We start from the raw sequence: 18,167 nt of genomic DNA, 5'->3' as shown, positions 1-18,167 counted from the left end.
AAATTTGCTTCTCATGAATCCCTAAATCCCCCAAATTATAAGCTTACAAGAAGGAAATACAATGTTTCAAAGTATGGAAATCATGCTGGGACTCTATAAGCCGCCGTTATGGCTGGCACAGGCCTCGGCAGATACCTTAGACATTACACCAACACAGGCATCTGCTCTCGCTACAGGGCCGCGCTTTTTTGTTGCTCTAATCTCTGGTGTGATTCTAGCTTTCGCTTTTCAATTAGTGCTAACAAACCTCTCCATTGCAGCGGGTATTTCCTATCTAGGGCGTTCATCCGACTCGGATTCAGGTGATGGGGAAGCCGAAAGTCTCGGTGGTACTATTCGTAAAGTTGGCACTGCACTGGGGATGTGGACGCTGGTCACGGTAACGATCGCCCTATTAATTGCTAGTTTCCTGGCAGTAAAATTAAGCCTAGTGATCCTAGACCCCAGAATAGGAGCAATTCTCGGTTTGGTGATTTGGGGTGCTTACTTCTTATTACTCGTTTGGGCAAGTTCCACGACTGTAAGTTCTTTGGTAAGTTCGGTTGTCCACAGTGCTAACTCTGGTTTTCAGGCGATTATGGGTACAGCCACCGCTGCATTTGGGGCAAAAGCCATAAATCAGCAAGTCGTCTCCACTGCTGAAGCCGCTGCTGCCGCTGTGCGTCGAGAACTAGGAAGTGCAATCGACCCCATGAGTATCCGCGAGAATATTGAAGATTACCTAGAAAAGTTACGTCCCCCAGAATTGGATGTAGCCAAAATTCGCGGTGACTTTGAAAACTTACTCAATGATCCACAACTAAAAGCGATCGCCGGTAGCCCAGATCTGCGTAACATCGACCGCCAGAAATTTATCGATTTAGTCAGCAGTCGCACCGACCTTTCCAAACGAGATGTCAACCGCATTGCGGATACATTATATAAAGTGTGGCAGCAGGTAGTCAGTCAACAACCTGCTCAAGACCGCATTGGTGAGTTAGTTGACTATCTCAAATCACTGCCAGCCGGACAAACTAAAACAGACGAACTCAACGCCAAACTAGACCGATTAGTGGCTGAAATGCGGGGCACAAAACAACAGACAAAGGAAGCAACTGTTGGCCCAATTCAAAGCACACTCCAACAAGGATTATCTGCCCTAACTGGAATTGTTTTGGGACGTACAGACTTGACCGATTTGGATGTCGAAAAAATATTGCGATCGCTTTCTAGCGCCAAAGATAAAGCCACTGCCCAAGCAGATAAGCTGGGTTTACCCACACCCTCACAACCATACAGCCCAATTCGCGCCGATGTTGAAAATTACCTATCTAACACCTATGCTTGGCAACTGAGTCAAGAAAAAATTGCCGAAGAATTTCGTGATGTTATTTACGACCCAGCCGCTGACCCTGGAATAGTACGCCGGGAACTGGAGAGATTATCTCGTAACGATTTTGTCAATATTCTCCAACAGCGGGGACTGCTTACTCAAGCTCAAATTCAGCGCATTGCTAATCGCTTAGAGGTTGTGCGTCAATCGGTACTAGTAGTAGTTACTGCTGCCGAAGAAAAAGAGATAGTGCAAGACTTGCAACGCGCAATGGGTAGTTATTTACTCGTGAGTGCCAAATCAGATTTGACACCAGAAGGCATTGAACGCGATTTCAAACCCTTGCTAAAAGACCCAGACGCAGATCATGAAACCTTGTCGCGACGCCTAGCGATTGTTGACCGTCAGGGAATGCGGCAAATCTTACTAGAACGCAATGATATCCAGCCAGAAGAAGTAGACAGCATTCTCGATGAGTTGGAAAAACAGCGCGATCGCGTTTTAGTTGAATCTCAAGGACTGGCAGAACAGGCAAAATATCAAGCAGAAAGCCTGTGGTTGAATGTAGAATCATATCTGCGTAATACTGGCAAAGACGAATTAAATCCCTATGCCATCCGCGCCGACCTCAAAAGATTGCTGGAAGATCCTCAAGCCGGGATGGCGGCACTGAGAGCGCGAGTGTCTCGTTTTGACCGCGACACCTTAGTAAAACTGCTGATTCAGCGACAAGATTTGAGTGAAGACCAAGCAAATCAAATCATCAACACCGTAGAAGAATCGTGGCATAACGTCCGCCAGACACCCCAAATTGTTGCAGACAAAGCCAAAGAGCAATACGATTCTGTAACAACTGCGATCGCCGATTACCTCCGCAATACTGGTAAAACAGAATTGAACCCTGAAGGTATTCAACGGGATTTAAATACACTGTTTCAAAATCCCAAAGAGGGAGCTGTTGCACTCCGCCGTAGGTTGTCGCAAATCGATAGAGATACTCTAGTAAAATTACTGAGTCAGCGACAAGATTTGAGTGAAGAACAAGTCAACGAAACTATTGACTCTGTACAAAACTCAATTCGTAACATCGTTAACGCACCGCGCCGCCTAGCCAGCCGCACACAGCAAAGAGCAGAGACATTCAAAGCTTATCTAGAAGAGTATCTGCGGCAGACTGGCAAAGAAGAACTAAATCCAGAAGGTATCAAACGTGACTTGCAACTTTTATTACATGACCCACGAGTGGGAGTAGAAAGTTTTAGCGATCGCCTATCTCATTTTGACCGCTCTACCATTATCGCCCTGTTAAAGATTCGGGAAGACATGACCGATGCAGAAGCAGCGCAAATTGCAGACAATATCGTCTCAGCGAGGGATCAAGTAGTCGAGCAAGTGCGGAGCATTCAACGGGGCATCCAAGACGTAATTGATGGGATCTTTGCTCGCATTCGTTACTATCTCAACTCTCTAGATCGTCCAGAACTCAACTATGACAGCATCAAGCGTGACGTTCGGACATTATTTGAAGATCCGCAAGCTGGGTTTGAGGCATTACGCGATCGTTTATCTTCCTTCAACCGCGAAACCTTAGTAGCAATCATGAGTTCCCGTGAGGACATCTCCGAAGCAGACGCCAACCGCATCATCGACCAAATCGAACGCGGACGTAACTCAGTCCTACACCGGGCAGAACGCCTACAACATGAAGCACAACGTCGCCTAGAAAAAGTGAAACTCCAAGCACAACGCCAAGCAGAAGAAACTCGCAAAGCCGCAGCCACAGCCGCCTGGTGGTTATTCACCACAGCCGTTATCTCCGCCATCTTCGCCGCATTAGGAGGAGCAGTTGCTGTAGTTCTAGTGTAGGTGAGCAAATTATCTCCGCTATGGCTTTTCAACCTCTGAAATATTTCAGAGGTTTTTTATTTTAGCTAAATTCACTAATACCATTTACGCCTAATGTGAATTAAAAACTTTAATTTTGTAGGGTGCGACCAGGCTAAAATGATGTAATAAGTTTTCTTGTGGGGTGGGCTGTAAAGCCATTGGTGTTAAGCTAAAAAACATCTAAATTACATAATCAAATTAAATAAAACTCTTGTGGGGTGGGCATCTTGCCCGCCCTAATTATGCAAGTTATATATGGAACAGCTTAACTTAAGCTAGAAATATCTTCGGTGTTGGCTTCCTCACCCGCCAAGAAATAAATTTCTTGGCTAATAGCTCAAGTCTACTGAAGTAGACTCAAAATCTTGGGGGATATTCAGTCATCTTGAGATGACTTTTGCTATTAGCAAGGAACTTCAGTTTCTTGCGGGACATCGGTTCTACGTTAACTTGACAACAATCGCCACGGACGGGCGAGACGCCCATCCCACAAAAGTTCTTTATAAATAATTGTGTCCACCTACTTATTGCACTTTCAGAGAATCTGAAATGAGTGAACAACCTGGAGATTTCGGGTTAGGATTTTTGAGAAACGCATCCAAGCACTTAGTGTTCTCTTGTATTACTTGGCGCTCTGCTGCTGATAAGGGCGTGTTTGTTTTTTCACTGAATTCTACAATAGTTTTATAGATATCCGAAGACTCTTTAAATCTCTTTAGTTTGGTATCAAAGCTTGCATCTGCCATAGCAATCGATTCTGCACAACCAAGCAAAGCTTTAGTTGTGGGAAAGGAGACAGCAGATGAACAGTATGACTTCAAAGCTCCTGACCAACCACCGTTGCTCACAAAATTAGATTTGGGGCCATCTTTTTTTGCTTGCATTAATGCTTTTTCCCCAGCCTCTAGTAATTTCGATGCCAGTTTTTTCTCAGATTTACCAGCCCGTTCTCTCTGCATTAGTAATCTATCAACATTACTTAAATCACTTCGATTAATAGTGCGTAGTGGCTCACTTTTACTAGGGCTGACTTGAGATCCAATCGATGGGAGTGGTTGATTGTTTGACGTTGGAGAAGCTTGTTGTTCAAGTGAATTTTGAATACAGGCTGATAACAGAGAAACAAGAATCGCAAATAGAAAAAATCTCATTTTTGAAAAGGAGCTACATATAATGGCCGTAGTCTATACTGACTATCTATTTTGATTGTTCCTACAATGCCATCTCTTAATCGCCGATTGTACAAATACTTGCGATCGCATCTCCCCCTTGCCCCCCTGCCTCTTCCCAGTCCCCTAATTCCAATCCTGTTCCTCTTTCTTCCCACGACTTTTGTAAATGCCTCCCACGTTATGCAGTTGGCGAGTTTTTTCAAATAGTTCCGCCTCGCTCAAACCCCACTGCTGCAAGACTTTATCTAAATCTTGTTGGATGTCTCTGGCCCCTGGAAAGCCTTGATAACGAGTCCGCAGTCTAGCCAATTCTGCCAAATTGTAGTCCGTCGCCTCTTGAGCGAGTAAAATATCAATAAGAGGGCGATCGCGATTGTAGAGTGGATGTTGTTGGTCTTTGCTTGCGTTTGCGTCTGCCATAATGAGTATCGGGTGCTGAAACAGCAAGTTTTAAGTGTTAAGTGTAGCCCACAGCAAAGGACAAAAAACATTAAACACTGAAAACCTAAATGTTATTTTTATTACTTTTCATCAATGGTAAACTCTAGTTAGGGTACTGCCACTTAAATTCCTCAAAACCCTACTCAGCAATCAAAACTCTCAAGACGGCAACCACACCTGAGCGAATACGGCTCTCACCACTGCCAAACAAGTTTAAATAAAGATACATTGTCATTAAGAAAATACAAGAAACTTTAGATGAGGGTGAATTTTATCTCACCCAAAGTCCAAGCAGCAAGGGAGCAAGAACCCGCTATGTTTGAACACTTCACTTCCGAAGCCATTAGAGTAATTATGCTAGCTCAGGAGGAAGCCCGTCGCCTGGGACACAATTTTGTAGGAACTGAGCAAATTCTCCTGGGTTTAATGGGAGAAGGAACTGGGGTTGCTGCTAAAGTGCTGAGTGAATTGGGCGTTACTCTCAAAGATGCACGCCGCGAGGTAGAAAAAATCATTGGTAGAGGTTCTGGCTTCGTACCGCCAGAAATTCCTTTTACCCCCAAGGTAAAAAGCCTCTTTGAGCAATCGTTTAAGGAAGCCCATAGTCTTGGACAGAATTACATTAACACTGAACACTTACTCTTAGGATTAACAGAGGCTGGCGAAGGTGTCGCAGCTAAGGTACTACAAAATTTGGGTGTTGATCTAAAAAGCGTCCGTAGCGCCATAGTTCGCCGTTTGGGCGATGACGCAACTGTTTTGGCTGGTGGTGGTAGTCAAAAGCGCTCCCAAACGCTGAGTATTGAAGAATTTGGCAGAAATCTTACCAAATTAGCCCAACAAGGCAAGATTGACCCAGTAGTCGGCCGCCAAAAGGAAATCGAGCGTGCCATCCAAGTTCTCGGCCGCCGCACTAAGAATAACCCAGTGTTGATTGGGGAACCAGGAGTTGGTAAAACAGCGATCGCTGAAGGTTTAGCTCAACGTATTATCAACCAAGATGTCCCCGAAGTTCTCCAAGATAAGCAAGTCATCAGCCTGGATATGGGTTTATTGGTGGCTGGAACTCGTTTCCGGGGCGATTTTGAAGAACGCCTCAAGAAAATCATGGATGAACTACGCTCTGTGAGCAATGTCATCCTGGTAATTGACGAAATTCATACGCTGGTTGGCGCTGGTGGTACAGAAGGCGGCTTAGATGCAGCCAATATCCTCAAACCAGCCTTGGCGCGGGGTGAACTGCAATGTATCGGCGCTACCACCCTTGATGAGTACCGTCAGCATATCGAGCGTGATGCTGCCCTAGAGAGACGTTTCCAACCCATCATCGTTGGAGAACCATCGGTTGACGAAACCATCGAAATCCTTTACGGCTTGCGCGGGGCTTACGAGCAGCACCACAGAGTTACCATCTCTGATGCAGCGCTGGTAGCAGCAGCACAATTATCAGACCGCTATATTAGCGATCGCTTTTTGCCAGACAAGGCCATAGACTTGATTGATGAAGCTGGTTCTCGCGTGCGTCTGCGGAACTCCAACTTATCAACTGATAGAGAACTCAAGCGTGAACTCATCACCGTTACCAAAGCCAAGCAAGAAGCAGTTAGAACCCAGGATTTTGACAAAGCCGGGAAACTGCGTGACCAAGAGTTGGAAATTCAACAAAAACTCCAAGCTGGTTTACAAAGCGACGACAAACCCGCCAATGCCAACATCGTTGACGAGGAAGACATCGCCCAAATCGTTGCCTCTTGGACTGGTGTACCAGTTAACAAGCTCACCGAATCCGAGTCAGAGTTACTTCTACATCTAGAAGATACCCTTCATCAACGGCTCATCGGCCAAGAACAAGCAGTTACAGCCGTATCTCGCGCCATCCGTCGCGCCCGCGTCGGATTAAAGAGTCCTAATCGCCCTATTGCTAGCTTTATCTTCTCTGGGCCTACAGGAGTCGGTAAAACAGAATTAGCCAAAGCACTGGCCGCTTACTTCTTCGGTTCCCAAGAAGCAATGATCCGCTTAGACATGTCCGAATACATGGAAAGCCACACCGTTTCTAAGTTAATTGGTTCGCCCCCTGGTTACGTAGGATACGACGAAGGCGGACAATTAACCGAAGCTGTGCGACGCAAACCTTACACAGTGTTGCTATTCGACGAAATCGAAAAAGCGCACCCCGATGTATTCAACATGCTGCTGCAAATCTTAGATGACGGACATCTCACCGATGCCAAAGGCCGCAAAGTGGACTTCAAGAACACACTCATAATCTTGACTTCCAACATCGGCTCTAAGGTAATTGAAAAAGGTGGCAGTGGTCTAGGCTTTGAGTTCGACACACAAGCCGAAGCCAATTACAACCGCATCCGCACCTTGGTAAATGAGGAATTAAAAGCCTACTTCCGTCCTGAATTCCTCAACCGTGTTGACGAGATTATCGTCTTCACCCAGCTTTCCAAGGATGAAGTCAAGCAAATCGCTGAGATTATGCTCCGCGATGTCTCTAGCCGCCTCACTGAAAAAGGAATTGCCCTAGAAGTTACCGAAAGCTTCAAAGAGCGTGTAGTACAAGAAGGTTACAACCCAAGCTATGGGGCCAGACCATTACGCCGGGCAATCATGCGCCTCTTGGAGGATTCTCTAGCTGAAGCACTCCTATCTGGTGAAATTATAGATGGAGACACCGCGATCGTTGACGTTGACGATGACGGGCAAGTGAGAGTACGCAAGTCCGAAAAACGAGAGTTGCTATTAGCAAACGTTAGTTAATATTTATACCAAATAGCTTTTGCAGTAGTGTCTAAATATTACCTAGCTTCATACCTCAGGTAGAGCGCAAATCAAGGTACATCCGGCAAATTATGAAAGTGAAATGGTATTAACTCATTTTCCCCTAGTATTTCTACTAGGGGATTTTTTATGCAATATTTGGGGATTGGGGAATGGGGACTGGGGATTGGGCTTCTCCTGTCGGAGACGCTCCGCGAACGACTTCGCTCAGCCCACGGGGAATTGGTTCTTCTCCGCGTCCCCGCGTCCCCGCGTCCCCGCGTCCCCCTATCTCCCCCATCCCCTGGTCACTGAGCGAAGTCGAAGTGCATCCCCACTCCCTACTCCCTATTTTCCAGATCATTAATCCACTTAGAAGTATTTATCACCTTACTAATAAAAGTATCTTGAGCAACTAAAATTGCTCTGTGAAGTTCTTCATCAGTGGCAGCACCTGCATCATTTTTAAAAGCGAGAGTTCCTGTTGCATCAGCAAGAAACTCTACAGCAAAACCCAGGTGGGAGGCTTGTCTAGCTGTAGTATCACAACACATCTGAGTCATATATCCAGATATCACTACAGTATCAATTCCTTGATCTCTCAACCAATTTTCTAACTCTGTGCCTGTAAAGCTACCAGGCAAATTTTTCTCAATCAGCAGATCATATGGATATTTAGCAATCTCAGGATGTAGTTCCCATGCTTGACTACCTTTTTTAAAAATAGGTGAATCTTCTGATGGTTGTGTATGCCTAACAACAATAACAGGAATACCTTGCTCACGAGCAATATTCATTACTTGCAGAATATTATCTAGGCTTCCTGATGGATAGGTAACTGGTAATTTACCAGTGAAATACTCATTTTGTACATCGATAACTAGTAAGGCTCGTTTCATAAGACAGAATCGAAAATATTACTGTATTTAATAATACAAGCAAAAATATTCTACAAATTCCTGCTTAATGTAAGTGGTATTCATTCTCATACTCAATTTTGCCGTAATCTAGTTTTACGATCCGGTCTGCTAGATGAAAATAGCGATCGTCATGACTAATCACGATCGCCGTTTTACCCTGCTCCCGTAATTCCGGTAATAATTGAGTATAAAATACTTCTTTAAATACTGGATCTTGATCGGCTGCCCACTCATCAAATAAATAAATTGGTCGGTCTTCTAAATACGCTGTGAGTAGCGCCAATCGTTTACGCTGTCCTTGGGATAAAGCAGTAGTAGAAAGTTGTCCGTTCTCAACTTTCACTTTATGGTCGAGTTGCAGTCGTTTGAGGTATTTTTGGACTTGAATTTCTACCCCAGTATTTTCTGAGCCTAAAAGTTCTTCAAATAAATAAAAATCAGAAAATACCACAGAAAAATGTTGGCGATACCACTCTCGATTTTGTTCACTAATTAGCTCTCTATCCAATAAAATTTCCCCATTTTCTGGAATATAAAGTCCGGTAATCAGTTTAGCTAATGTAGATTTACCGCTGCCGTTACCACCAACAATAAATATGATTTCTTGAGGATATAATGTTAAATTAATGGGGCCAATTACAAAGCTGCTATCTTCTTTATCTGTATGATAAGTGTGGGTAACACCCTTAAGTTGTAAGCTGTACCAATGCGATTTAAAAGTAGGCGGCACAGTCGATATTTCAGAACGACTAGCTAAAAATAAACCCAAAGAATCTATTTTTTGTAAGGCAACATTGGCTTTGCTAATTTGTGGTAAATTGTTGACAATATTGTCCAACGGCAACATTAAATAAGTAAAAGTTAGGATATAGCCTGAGAGGGTTTGAGGGCTGATAGCAATAAATTTAGGTAGTGCAAACAGTAAAAAACCGATCGCGAAAAAAAACAGCAGCTTACCCCAGCTAGTAGTTGTAGCAAACAGAGTCAAACCATCAACATTATGACGCCGAAATCGCGTAGCTGTAGATTCTAAGTTGTTTGTCAGAAAAACTTGGCGGCGTTGATAGTTGAGTTTGAGTTCTTTAACTCCTTCGGTAATAGTGCGAAAATGCTTAAAGAGTAAATCTTGATCGTCGCGGGCTAGAGCGAGTAATTTCTCTCCTCTATTCAACAGCCACTGACAGCTACCTATTCCCACCACCATTAAACCTACAACTATCACAAATACTAACGAAGATAGCCAAGTGATATACAGCAAGCAACCCAAAACCATTGCTAAATCAATGCACAAAAAAGGAATTATATACACAGCATTAGCAACAGCTTGTACATCTTCTGTAAGAGTTGCTAAAAGTCGCGGGTTTCCTAATAGTTCTAGATGATTTAACTCTGAAGCCAAAATCTGACGACTCAAGCGCATTCGTAACTGCAAAACAGCATTTTGAGATAGGTGAATCAACATGACTTGGGAAACAATACTAGTAACGAGTGCAACGATTACTAGTCCCAAAAAGCCCCAAGCGATGGATGTCAAAGATGAAGTTGTATTACTAGTAGCGCGGCTAATCAAGGCAATTAGTCCAGCACTACTACCACCACTCAAAAATCCAGTAGCGATCGCAATTGTTACCATCCCCCAAGAGGAACGCACCAACCATTTTAAAATCAAGACTTTCAGCCCCTAATAACCCTACTATAGAGCTTCTCTATTTTTCAGTGCTGTAGCATGAAAATTGGATTTTTTTATACTCAGCAATCATGCTCAAGATCTGCTCATTTATTAATTATTTTCGCATCTATCTATTTCCATGGCGGTTTAATAATGCATTATTTTAAGACGGTCATATCATCTCCAATAGACCTAAATTAAAAGTGTTCCTCTTGAATGAGTCCCATTACTACCAGTACCAAAGTAATGGTACGTTTACCTGTTGTTAAAATCGCTCCCATCAGCAAAGTTTGGACATGACACCAAACTGGCTTAGTAAAAACTGCCGCAAACGGCAGTAGGACACTGGCGATTTCAACTGGTATTGTTTCATGGGACGATACACACAATTTTCTTGCAGTCTCAGTCTATTGCCCGAGTCACCAGTATTCACCAAGACTGTATTTAAATGTTATGTATGCAGCAAAACCCGCATTTTTTAGCGATCGCCTACCCTTGTGATGACCCGAAGGTAAAAATGGATAAAGTCGAGCTTAGCTAGTATTTCATAACTATTTCTATTTACTTAGTTAATAAGCAAATTAGTTGGTCTTGTAACTTAGATTTTGGGTTAATAATTTTGACTTTTTTATCCTGACATAATAATTCAATTAAGTGTTGAGCTTCACTTTCTTTCACACCAGAAAACTGACTAGTTGCTTGTAAAATTAAAGTAGGTACTCCCATATAACCTTGAGTTTGGACTAGATTCAATAAGAAATCTTTAACTGGTCGTAAATCTTGCTTTCCATTTACATCAGGCTTTTGCTTAGCTACAATTCCTAAATCCTGTAACAAAACACATTTATCCAAAATATTTGACTCACAAATTAAAGATTGTAGTTCCTGCAAAGTGATAGCTTTACTACCAACCACCAATTCTTGAGCAAGTGCAGAATTAACTAAACTGTCGTATGTCGCTAGATAGTGAACTGAGGGAAGATTTGGTTTAATATGAATATGCATAGTGCCTGTAAAAATTTGACTATAAATTTTATAACCCGCGAGTTTTGCATTCCCCACCCCTCCAATTCTAATTAAATAGAGAGTTTGACATAGGCTTTTCTGAATAGCTTTCTGGCAAGCATTCATGACATTAAAAAAACTATTCATATTTGCATCTTCTGTCCAGACTATTCCTACTTTTTCTTGTTTACCTGGGTGCTGATAGCTTAATGAATAGCTTGCATAAGTTCCACTGATGAGTTTAGGTTTTACTCCCTGTACTTGTAGTGCTTCTAAAGCCTTTTGCACCATCTGTATTAGGTCAGGTGCTGCTAAAAGAGAGACTTTGCCTATCTTATTTTGAATTTTTGTATACTCTTGTTGCCAGATTAACTTAAACTCAGCTTCTTTGTCTTGAGTATTGGTAGGTTTAGTAGAAATATCTTTGTCTACTTTAATTTTTATAGTTTTCGGTTTTTCATTTATTTGCTGGTCTGAAGTTTGCTCTGGCAGATTAATTATTAAAGTTTTAGTCTTGTTATTTAAAATTGAAAGTTTGTATTGTTGATATTCTTGCCTCCCTAAATTTAAAGTATTTCTCGGCATGGTTTTACCACCAGGAAAATTTAGCTCTAATAATTGTTTATTCAACGGAAAAATAGGGGATTTAGGTTGAGGATTTGCTGTTTTATGTAGCGATTTTAGTAAATAAGCCCAAAGAGCTTCTGCTTGTTCTAAAGTAATATGCTTGAGTTGAATTAATCTATGAATTCCAGCTCTATCAGCTTGTTGAATTCTATTAATATTTATTTTCCATGTTTGGGTAATAGCACTAATAATTACCAAAAAATTCTTTAAATTATCTCCATGAATAGTTGTATTGACATCAAAAAAAGGTTGTATGTCGAGTAAGCCATCTGGTAATTTTGGTATAGAATCCAAATTATCAAAACATAGAACTATTGGTTGCGTTTCTGTAGAAATCTTGCCAAAATTGGCCAAAATGTTTTTGGCGGCATCCTCTGTATCTATACAGTTTTTGATTTTTAAGGCTTGCATGGATTCTTCACTCAAGCTATCTCCTCGTAACCACTCGCAGGCTATTGGATATAGTTCTGGTTCAGTGAGATCATGCAGTACTCCAAAAAAAATGTCAGGATTATATATACGTGCTTGTTTATAAGTATCCTTCAGATGTTTAATAAATTTTTGTCTATCAGTTTGTAATAAATCCCAAATATTATCATTAAAAATTCGCTGTGTCAGGTTGCGTTTGGTAAATGCAGATAAACTTTTCAGCCAAAGTATTAACTGAGATTCTTGTTGACCCTGTGGAATTTGAATTAGGCTATCAACAGTGTATCTCAAAACATGACGCCAAACATAACTGCTATCAGCCCAGCTACAGAGAACATACACAAAAAATGCTTTTGAGTTTAGAGTGCGCTTAAGCCTACCCAGTAAGTGACTTTTACCGGAGCCAGGATCTCCTATAAGTAATACAGAACGGCTACGATGATCAGTACCCACTAAATCTAATAGACCTTCAATTTCAGCTATTGCGCTTTGATGAATAGAGTCAACTGTAAGTAATGAATCTTGCTTTTCTTCCCAAAAGTTAGTTGGCTTTATATTTATCAGGTCAAAAGGATTAACCTCACGTCTAATGATGTCGTCAATATTTACCATATTGCTATTTTAATGAGCAAGAAAAATCAATTAATTGTGGACTAGAAGTTTTCTAAAATCTATTGATTAATGGAGATGAAAAATAATGAACCACCGATGTTTTGATAAATTCCAGCTTCCACTTGTTCTGGAGTATAAGTACTAGCTTCTTGCAATGAACTTAAATCAATTTGGTCATTAGCTTGCAAACGATATAAAGCCTTATCTAATTCATCTCGTGACAGTGGTGGTTGTAATTTTTGCCGCAGATGAAAAATTGGTAGATAATTCTCAGTACCAAGTTCTTTATCTAATTTCCCAATAATTTGTAAAACTTCATCATCACTAATTTCTTTATCTGCAACACTGACGGTAGATAGCGATATAGAAACTTCCTCAGACTTCTCTCGCAAAGTCTTCCGTAAAAAGCGGAGGTAATTATTTAGTAATTCTAAGCTAATGACAGGATTAGAACCTTTGTTTGGACTATAATCATCCCGCAGGTACTCAATGCCTCTATCAGTTAGCCAAACCTCAGCTTTAGTTTTTTTCAGTTTTAGTTCAGCTTCAATTAATCCTCGTTCACCTAAAGTTTTCAATATCGCTTCTTTATCAGCTGCTTTTAGCGATGATACTTTAATTTCGCTAGGAGTGATTTTGCCTGAAGCTTTACTAATCTTCTCCAATACCTTGAGTTCATTATCTGCGATGGGTATTTCTGCCGAATCAACTTTCAGCAACGCTTGACCAGGCGGTAAAATTTTAACCGAAGCAATCTCGCGAGAATATTCTACCAACTCGCGATCGCCTAAAGCTCGACAAATTTTGTCCTTTCCTTTAAAAGCATCGAATGCACTAGCACTAAGGCTTGCTCGGTAATTCGCAAACCCCAACAGTTTCAAGAGAAACTTTAACTCATTTGTATCCATGCAGCCTAATCTTGCCTGTATAATTTAGGACTACTCTAGCCCGAACAGCAAAAATTTACACACTCTTATCATCATAGCCATAATTGATGCCAACAATTACGGCATCATAATACAAATTCGTAATTCGTAATTCGTAGTTCGTAATTAAGAAACTCTTATTTAGTATGGGTTTTTGAGTTTGAATGTGTAGCCGAATTTTAGAAAATTAGTATAACATCTATGCATCCCCGGAGACATACTTAAGTGACAATCTCTACAATTCGCACTTTATTCATCACAAAAGAAGTACCTTTTTGCCTGGGGTTTCTCTATGGCAGCATAGCAACGTTGCAATCTGGCGTTCAAAGTGGGAAAATTTAGCAAGTCGATTATGGTGGCTACATCCTCGCAGACATCTACATACTGATTGGGCTTATGCAAAAACTGCTGCTGAAGAATTATATAGTAGGGAACAGGGTTGAAAGTCTTTTGTTATGTGACTTTGTTCTGAAAATTTGTACATTATTTACTTGCAATCTGCTACAATCACCAATTACAATCAGCAACTAAATTAGCGACTATCTCAACTAGTTCTTCGGGTGCAACTGGTTTGGATACATGAGTATGAAAGCCAGCTTCCAAGGCGCGGATACGATCTTCACTATCTCCATAGGCTGTTAAGGCAATAGCTAAGACTCGTCCACCCATACTTGGTTTAAGGGCACGTATTTTACGAATAAAAGTGTAGCCATCTTCACCTGGCATACCGATATCGCAAATTAGGACATCTGGTTGCAATTGGGATAATACTTCGCGTGCCGCCGCCGCTGATTCTACTGCTGTAACTGTAGCTCCATCTGCTTCTAGAACTGTAGTAACGAAAAGGCGAATATCATCATCATCCTCAACTACGAGAATATTTAAACCCGCAAGAGCCACAGGAGATTGCATAACAAATCACATTCTATGCAGACATAATATCTATCATGCCACTTGATCGCGATCGCAGTTACAGTTTTTGATAATTTTTACCCTGGCTATAGTGAACAGTTATGAGCGATCGCACCCTCAAAATAATTATGCTACTTCTCTAGCACGATACACTGTGTTAGAACGTGATTAACAATTAAAAAATTAGCTAAATGCTGACGAATATTACCGGGATTAAACTCAGCATAACCGTAAAGTTCGCTGGGAACGCCTATTTTGAGTTTTAATCCAGAGTCTTCTACTAAAGAACTAATTGAGATATTAGAACCGTATTTATTATCAAGCTGATTACTAAATGGATAGCAATCTAAGAGGTTGTTTAAAAAGTCTAAATTAATACTAACCCCGGCGATTAGAAATCGCGACTATACAGACAAAACCCACCTCCGTGGGTTTCAAGAACTCGATTTTCCGTGTTTTCCAAAGGAGGTGGACTTCGCTTGTTTAGTAGCAAATTATATTCGCCCAAAACTTTTCAAACATCCTCTAAGCGAAGCTATGCCCTAGGCTTTACGCTAACGTAATTCGTAATTAAGTTTTGTAATGGGGATTTAGCGCAAAGTCACCAGCAGGTCTAACTGCTGGTGGATTCTTCCATCTTCTTCCTTAAACTTAGTGGCCTCATATCAGTCCATACTTGCTTAATGTATTCTAGACATTCTGCTTTCAAACCACTTTTGCCCGCATCTCGCCAACCAGGTGCGTTTTCTCGGTCAGCAGGCCAAATAGAATACTGTTCTTCGTGATTGACTACAACTTTGTAAACCGTTGTATCTTCTTTATCATCTTGATACATATTTTTCCTTTGTTAGTTTATTTTTGACACTTAGCATTCACCTTTGGGATCAGGCAAAATTATTTCTACATTACGCAGAGTCCGAAAAGCATATCCACTTAAACTAATCACTAACAATCCCAGCGAAGAAATAACATACATAAGTCCCATACCTGCGCCTTTTCCAGTGCCAAATATCCCTCCCAATAGGGATGCAAGGCTACCTGTTGGCATCATCGCCGGTTCAAAAATGTAGTCAGCAAGTAGCCCAGCCATAAAAGAGGCTACTGTTGAAGTGAACAGCATAATTGCAGAGTGGGTAGCGAAAACCCGTCCCTGTACTTCAGGTTGAACTTTAGCTTGCCAGATAGCATCGTTGGAACTGCCGAGTAATGGGAAGTTGAGAGAAGAGAAAAATCTGCTGGGAATCCAAATTAAAGGTGTATGACTCAAACCCAGTAACACTTTGCCTAATCCAGCACCTACCATACCTAGAAATACTCCATGTATGCGGCGTTTGAAACCACCTCTGCTGCCTAAAAGCAACGCTCCAACAATACCACCAATTCCTGCTGCTGAAGCTAAGTTGCCTAAAATCGCCGCATTGTTATTGGTGCGTGCCAGAATCATGGGCGAATAAACTGAATCCCCAAGGTCGTTAGCAAACCAAAACAATGATGTCCATACCAATAAGACCATTAGTTGAGGACGGGCAAAAATGTATTGGAAACCGAAGATGATTTCATACCATACATCTTTACGACTCAAGGGTTTATTGAGCGCGATCGCAGGTTGGGGAATATGCACAAGTAAGATTGTGCTAACAGCGATCGCAAAAGTTGTGATATCAATAATTAAGATACCTGCAATCCCAATAACTGTGTAAAGAACGCCAGCCAATGCTGGTGCAACGATTAGAGAGGTGGAATTGGCCAAAAAGCCGATGCTATTGGCGCGATCGTAGTGCTGTTTGGGTACCATCGTCGATATTGATGCCGAATATGCTAATTCTTGGAATTGCTCGAAAGCACTCTTGACGGCTACAACTAAGTATAAATGCCATAGCTGCAAATTCTCAGTTAGATAAAGCAGCAGGATAGTTATGGTCAACAGACCACTGACCAGATCACCAAGCATCATCAAGTACTTACGATTCCAGCGATCAACTATGATCCCTGCTATGGGAGTCACCAACAGTTGCGGCAACAGTGCAAAAAAACTAAATAAAGATAATGCAGTAGCCTGACCTGTCAATTCCCATACCCAGATAGAAAAAGCAAAAACAGTCATGCTACTGCCAATCAAGGAAATCGTCTGACCCAGCCAGACGATAATAAAAGTCCGCATGAGAGATCGTTAATTTAGTAGTAATTTACAAAGCCCTTTTGGGGCCCTGTTCCCTTTCATTGCTTCGTAGCATCTTCAATTTGCCTTGTCATACCTAGTTGGCGAATTCGGATTGCCTCTGTTCGACGTGCTAATGCCCATTGACGTTGTTGCCAGATGATGATACCTGTAACGAATAAAATTACGGGTATGAAACCAATAACAAAATAGAGGATGCGAGTTAAAAGTCCTCCATATTGGCCAAAGTGCAAAACATACTGAGTGTTTTCAATGCTGGCAGCCAGGGGAGCCGTTTGAGGATTATCTAACCACAGAATTTTACCAGTGTAGCGATCGAGTTGCATGTATGCATCTCTTTGGAAGGCATTTGCTTGAGGAAATCGCATCCACATATAAAAAACTTCCTGCGGTTGCTTCGGTAGGTAAATCATGAAAGTTTTCGCCCCTGGCAAGGCAGCCTCTGCTTTTTGAACGATCGCATTAATTCCCATTGTTGGTACACCAGCCACAACTTGAGAAACAACTTCCGCAGGTTTGGGGCGAGAACCTGTTAGCCAGTAAACTGGGCCTTCTAATTGGCTCCAAAACACGATCGCAGTCCCAGTCAAAGCCAGCACACACAAAACTACAACAGATAAAATTCCCCCAACTTTATGCAGGTCATAATTGATAATTTTTCCAGGCGATCGCCAACGAATCTGCAATCCCCAAGCCAGTCGCCTCCAGCCATTCCACAGCAGAACGCCTGTAATCCCCACCACAAACAGCAGTATCCCACACATCCCCACGATAGTTCCGCCCAGTTCTCCAGCAAATAAATGGACGTGCAACTCACCAATCAACCCTGTAACAGTCTGTGCCCAAGGACGGGAACCCAAGATGTCGCCATTGTAAGGGTTGATATAGTATTCAATTGGTTTGTCCTTGGAATTAATCGCAATCAATTTGTAAACACCATCGCGGGCTTGAGGGATGGCGATACTATGCAACTTCAGGTCTGGAAAAGCTTTGGCGACAGTCAAAGCCGCAGCCTGGGGAGAAATTAATTCCGCTTGCGGTACAACCTCAAGCAAATGGGGATTGAGCAGATGATCGATTTCGTCATCAAATACTAGCAAGCTACCAGTGACACTAATAATAACTAGTAAAACACCCGCAAAGATGCCGATATAGCGATGCAAAGTCAGGGCTAGTGTACGGATTTTCATGTCTGGACTGGGGATTGGGGACTGGGGATTGGGGATTGGGGACTGGGGATTGGGGACTGGGGATTGGGGACTGGGGACTGGGGACTGGGGACTGGGGATTGGGGACTGGGGACTGGG

At 42.0% G+C, this 18,167-nt stretch carries 13 protein-coding genes; 2 read left to right on the top strand and 11 right to left on the bottom strand.

Annotated features, from left to right (window positions below):
* The first annotated feature begins 61 nt into the window (after positions 1 to 61).
* On the top strand, positions 62 to 3,178 hold the full coding sequence (locus AC5JMF_RS09135; RefSeq protein WP_495795390.1) for an MFS transporter: 3,117 nt from the start codon (positions 62 to 64) through the stop codon (positions 3,176 to 3,178).
* A gap of 545 nt (positions 3,179 to 3,723) precedes the next feature.
* Here the strand turns inward: AC5JMF_RS09135 and AC5JMF_RS09130 are convergent.
* Together AC5JMF_RS09130 and AC5JMF_RS09125 are read right to left on the bottom strand one after the other, a co-directional pair.
* On the bottom strand, positions 3,724 to 4,350 hold the full coding sequence (locus AC5JMF_RS09130; RefSeq protein ID WP_495795389.1) for a hypothetical protein: 627 nt from the start codon (positions 4,348 to 4,350) through the stop codon (positions 3,724 to 3,726).
* Positions 4,351 to 4,494: 144 nt separating this feature from the next.
* Positions 4,495 to 4,791: a DUF3288 family protein gene (locus AC5JMF_RS09125; RefSeq protein ID WP_495795388.1), complete on the bottom strand. Its 297-nt coding sequence runs from the start codon at positions 4,789 to 4,791 to the stop codon at positions 4,495 to 4,497.
* A 336-nt stretch (positions 4,792 to 5,127) separates the two neighbouring features.
* Here AC5JMF_RS09125 and AC5JMF_RS09120 point away from each other — a divergent pair, with 336 nt between their 5' ends.
* The gene (locus AC5JMF_RS09120) at positions 5,128 to 7,581 is read left to right on the top strand and encodes an ATP-dependent Clp protease ATP-binding subunit (RefSeq protein WP_495795412.1); all 2,454 of its coding nucleotides are present in this window, start codon (positions 5,128 to 5,130) and stop codon (positions 7,579 to 7,581) included.
* Between the two features lie 341 nt (positions 7,582 to 7,922).
* Here AC5JMF_RS09120 and AC5JMF_RS09115 read toward each other — a convergent pair whose 3' ends face one another.
* The 9 genes from AC5JMF_RS09115 to AC5JMF_RS09075 form a co-directional block, all read right to left on the bottom strand.
* Positions 7,923 to 8,480, bottom strand: coding sequence for a cysteine hydrolase family protein (locus AC5JMF_RS09115; protein WP_495795387.1), 558 nt, complete (start codon positions 8,478 to 8,480; stop codon positions 7,923 to 7,925).
* Positions 8,481 to 8,544: 64 nt separating this feature from the next.
* A complete protein-coding gene (locus AC5JMF_RS09110; protein ID WP_495795386.1) occupies positions 8,545 to 10,170 on the bottom strand; it encodes a cyclic peptide export ABC transporter in 1,626 nt (541 codons plus the stop codon).
* Positions 10,171 to 10,367: 197 nt separating this feature from the next.
* The gene (locus AC5JMF_RS09105; protein WP_495795385.1) at positions 10,368 to 10,559 is read right to left on the bottom strand and encodes a hypothetical protein; all 192 of its coding nucleotides are present in this window, start codon (positions 10,557 to 10,559) and stop codon (positions 10,368 to 10,370) included.
* A gap of 172 nt (positions 10,560 to 10,731) precedes the next feature.
* Entirely contained in the window at positions 10,732 to 12,843 is a 2,112-nt protein-coding gene (locus AC5JMF_RS09100) for an ATP-binding protein (protein ID WP_495795384.1), read from the bottom strand.
* Between the two features lie 59 nt (positions 12,844 to 12,902).
* Positions 12,903 to 13,751 carry a transcription factor RcaD gene (locus tag AC5JMF_RS09095; protein ID WP_495795383.1) on the bottom strand — a complete coding sequence of 283 codons (849 nt, stop codon included), beginning with the start codon at positions 13,749 to 13,751 and terminating at the stop codon, positions 12,903 to 12,905.
* A 525-nt stretch (positions 13,752 to 14,276) separates the two neighbouring features.
* On the bottom strand, positions 14,277 to 14,681 hold the full coding sequence (locus AC5JMF_RS09090) for a response regulator (protein WP_495795382.1): 405 nt from the start codon (positions 14,679 to 14,681) through the stop codon (positions 14,277 to 14,279).
* 613 nt (positions 14,682 to 15,294) lie between these two features.
* Positions 15,295 to 15,516, bottom strand: coding sequence for an MbtH family protein (locus AC5JMF_RS09085; protein ID WP_495795381.1), 222 nt, complete (start codon positions 15,514 to 15,516; stop codon positions 15,295 to 15,297).
* A 30-nt stretch (positions 15,517 to 15,546) separates the two neighbouring features.
* Complete coding sequence (locus AC5JMF_RS09080) at positions 15,547 to 16,842, bottom strand: MFS transporter (protein ID WP_495795380.1); 1,296 nt, start codon at positions 16,840 to 16,842, stop codon at positions 15,547 to 15,549.
* A gap of 56 nt (positions 16,843 to 16,898) precedes the next feature.
* Entirely contained in the window at positions 16,899 to 18,050 is a 1,152-nt protein-coding gene (locus AC5JMF_RS09075) for a PepSY-associated TM helix domain-containing protein (protein WP_495795379.1), read from the bottom strand.
* Positions 18,051 to 18,167 lie beyond the last annotated feature (117 nt).

Source organism: Desmonostoc vinosum (assembly GCF_059505385.1).
Note: the sequence above shows the minus strand (reverse complement) of the source record. Positions and strands in the feature narration are given on the sequence as shown.

Coding starts and splice junctions, on each gene's coding strand:
- AC5JMF_RS09135 (WP_495795390.1), top strand. CDS start 62: ATGTTTCAAAGTATGGAAATCATGCTGGGACTCTATAAGCCGCCGTTA.
- AC5JMF_RS09130 (WP_495795389.1), bottom strand. CDS start 4,350: ATGAGATTTTTTCTATTTGCGATTCTTGTTTCTCTGTTATCAGCCTGT.
- AC5JMF_RS09125 (WP_495795388.1), bottom strand. CDS start 4,791: ATGGCAGACGCAAACGCAAGCAAAGACCAACAACATCCACTCTACAAT.
- AC5JMF_RS09120 (WP_495795412.1), top strand. CDS start 5,128: ATGTTTGAACACTTCACTTCCGAAGCCATTAGAGTAATTATGCTAGCT.
- AC5JMF_RS09115 (WP_495795387.1), bottom strand. CDS start 8,480: ATGAAACGAGCCTTACTAGTTATCGATGTACAAAATGAGTATTTCACT.
- AC5JMF_RS09100 (WP_495795384.1), bottom strand. CDS start 12,843: ATGGTAAATATTGACGACATCATTAGACGTGAGGTTAATCCTTTTGAC.
- AC5JMF_RS09095 (WP_495795383.1), bottom strand. CDS start 13,751: ATGGATACAAATGAGTTAAAGTTTCTCTTGAAACTGTTGGGGTTTGCG.
- AC5JMF_RS09090 (WP_495795382.1), bottom strand. CDS start 14,681: ATGCAATCTCCTGTGGCTCTTGCGGGTTTAAATATTCTCGTAGTTGAG.
- AC5JMF_RS09085 (WP_495795381.1), bottom strand. CDS start 15,516: ATGTATCAAGATGATAAAGAAGATACAACGGTTTACAAAGTTGTAGTC.
- AC5JMF_RS09080 (WP_495795380.1), bottom strand. CDS start 16,842: ATGCGGACTTTTATTATCGTCTGGCTGGGTCAGACGATTTCCTTGATT.
- AC5JMF_RS09075 (WP_495795379.1), bottom strand. CDS start 18,050: ATGAAAATCCGTACACTAGCCCTGACTTTGCATCGCTATATCGGCATC.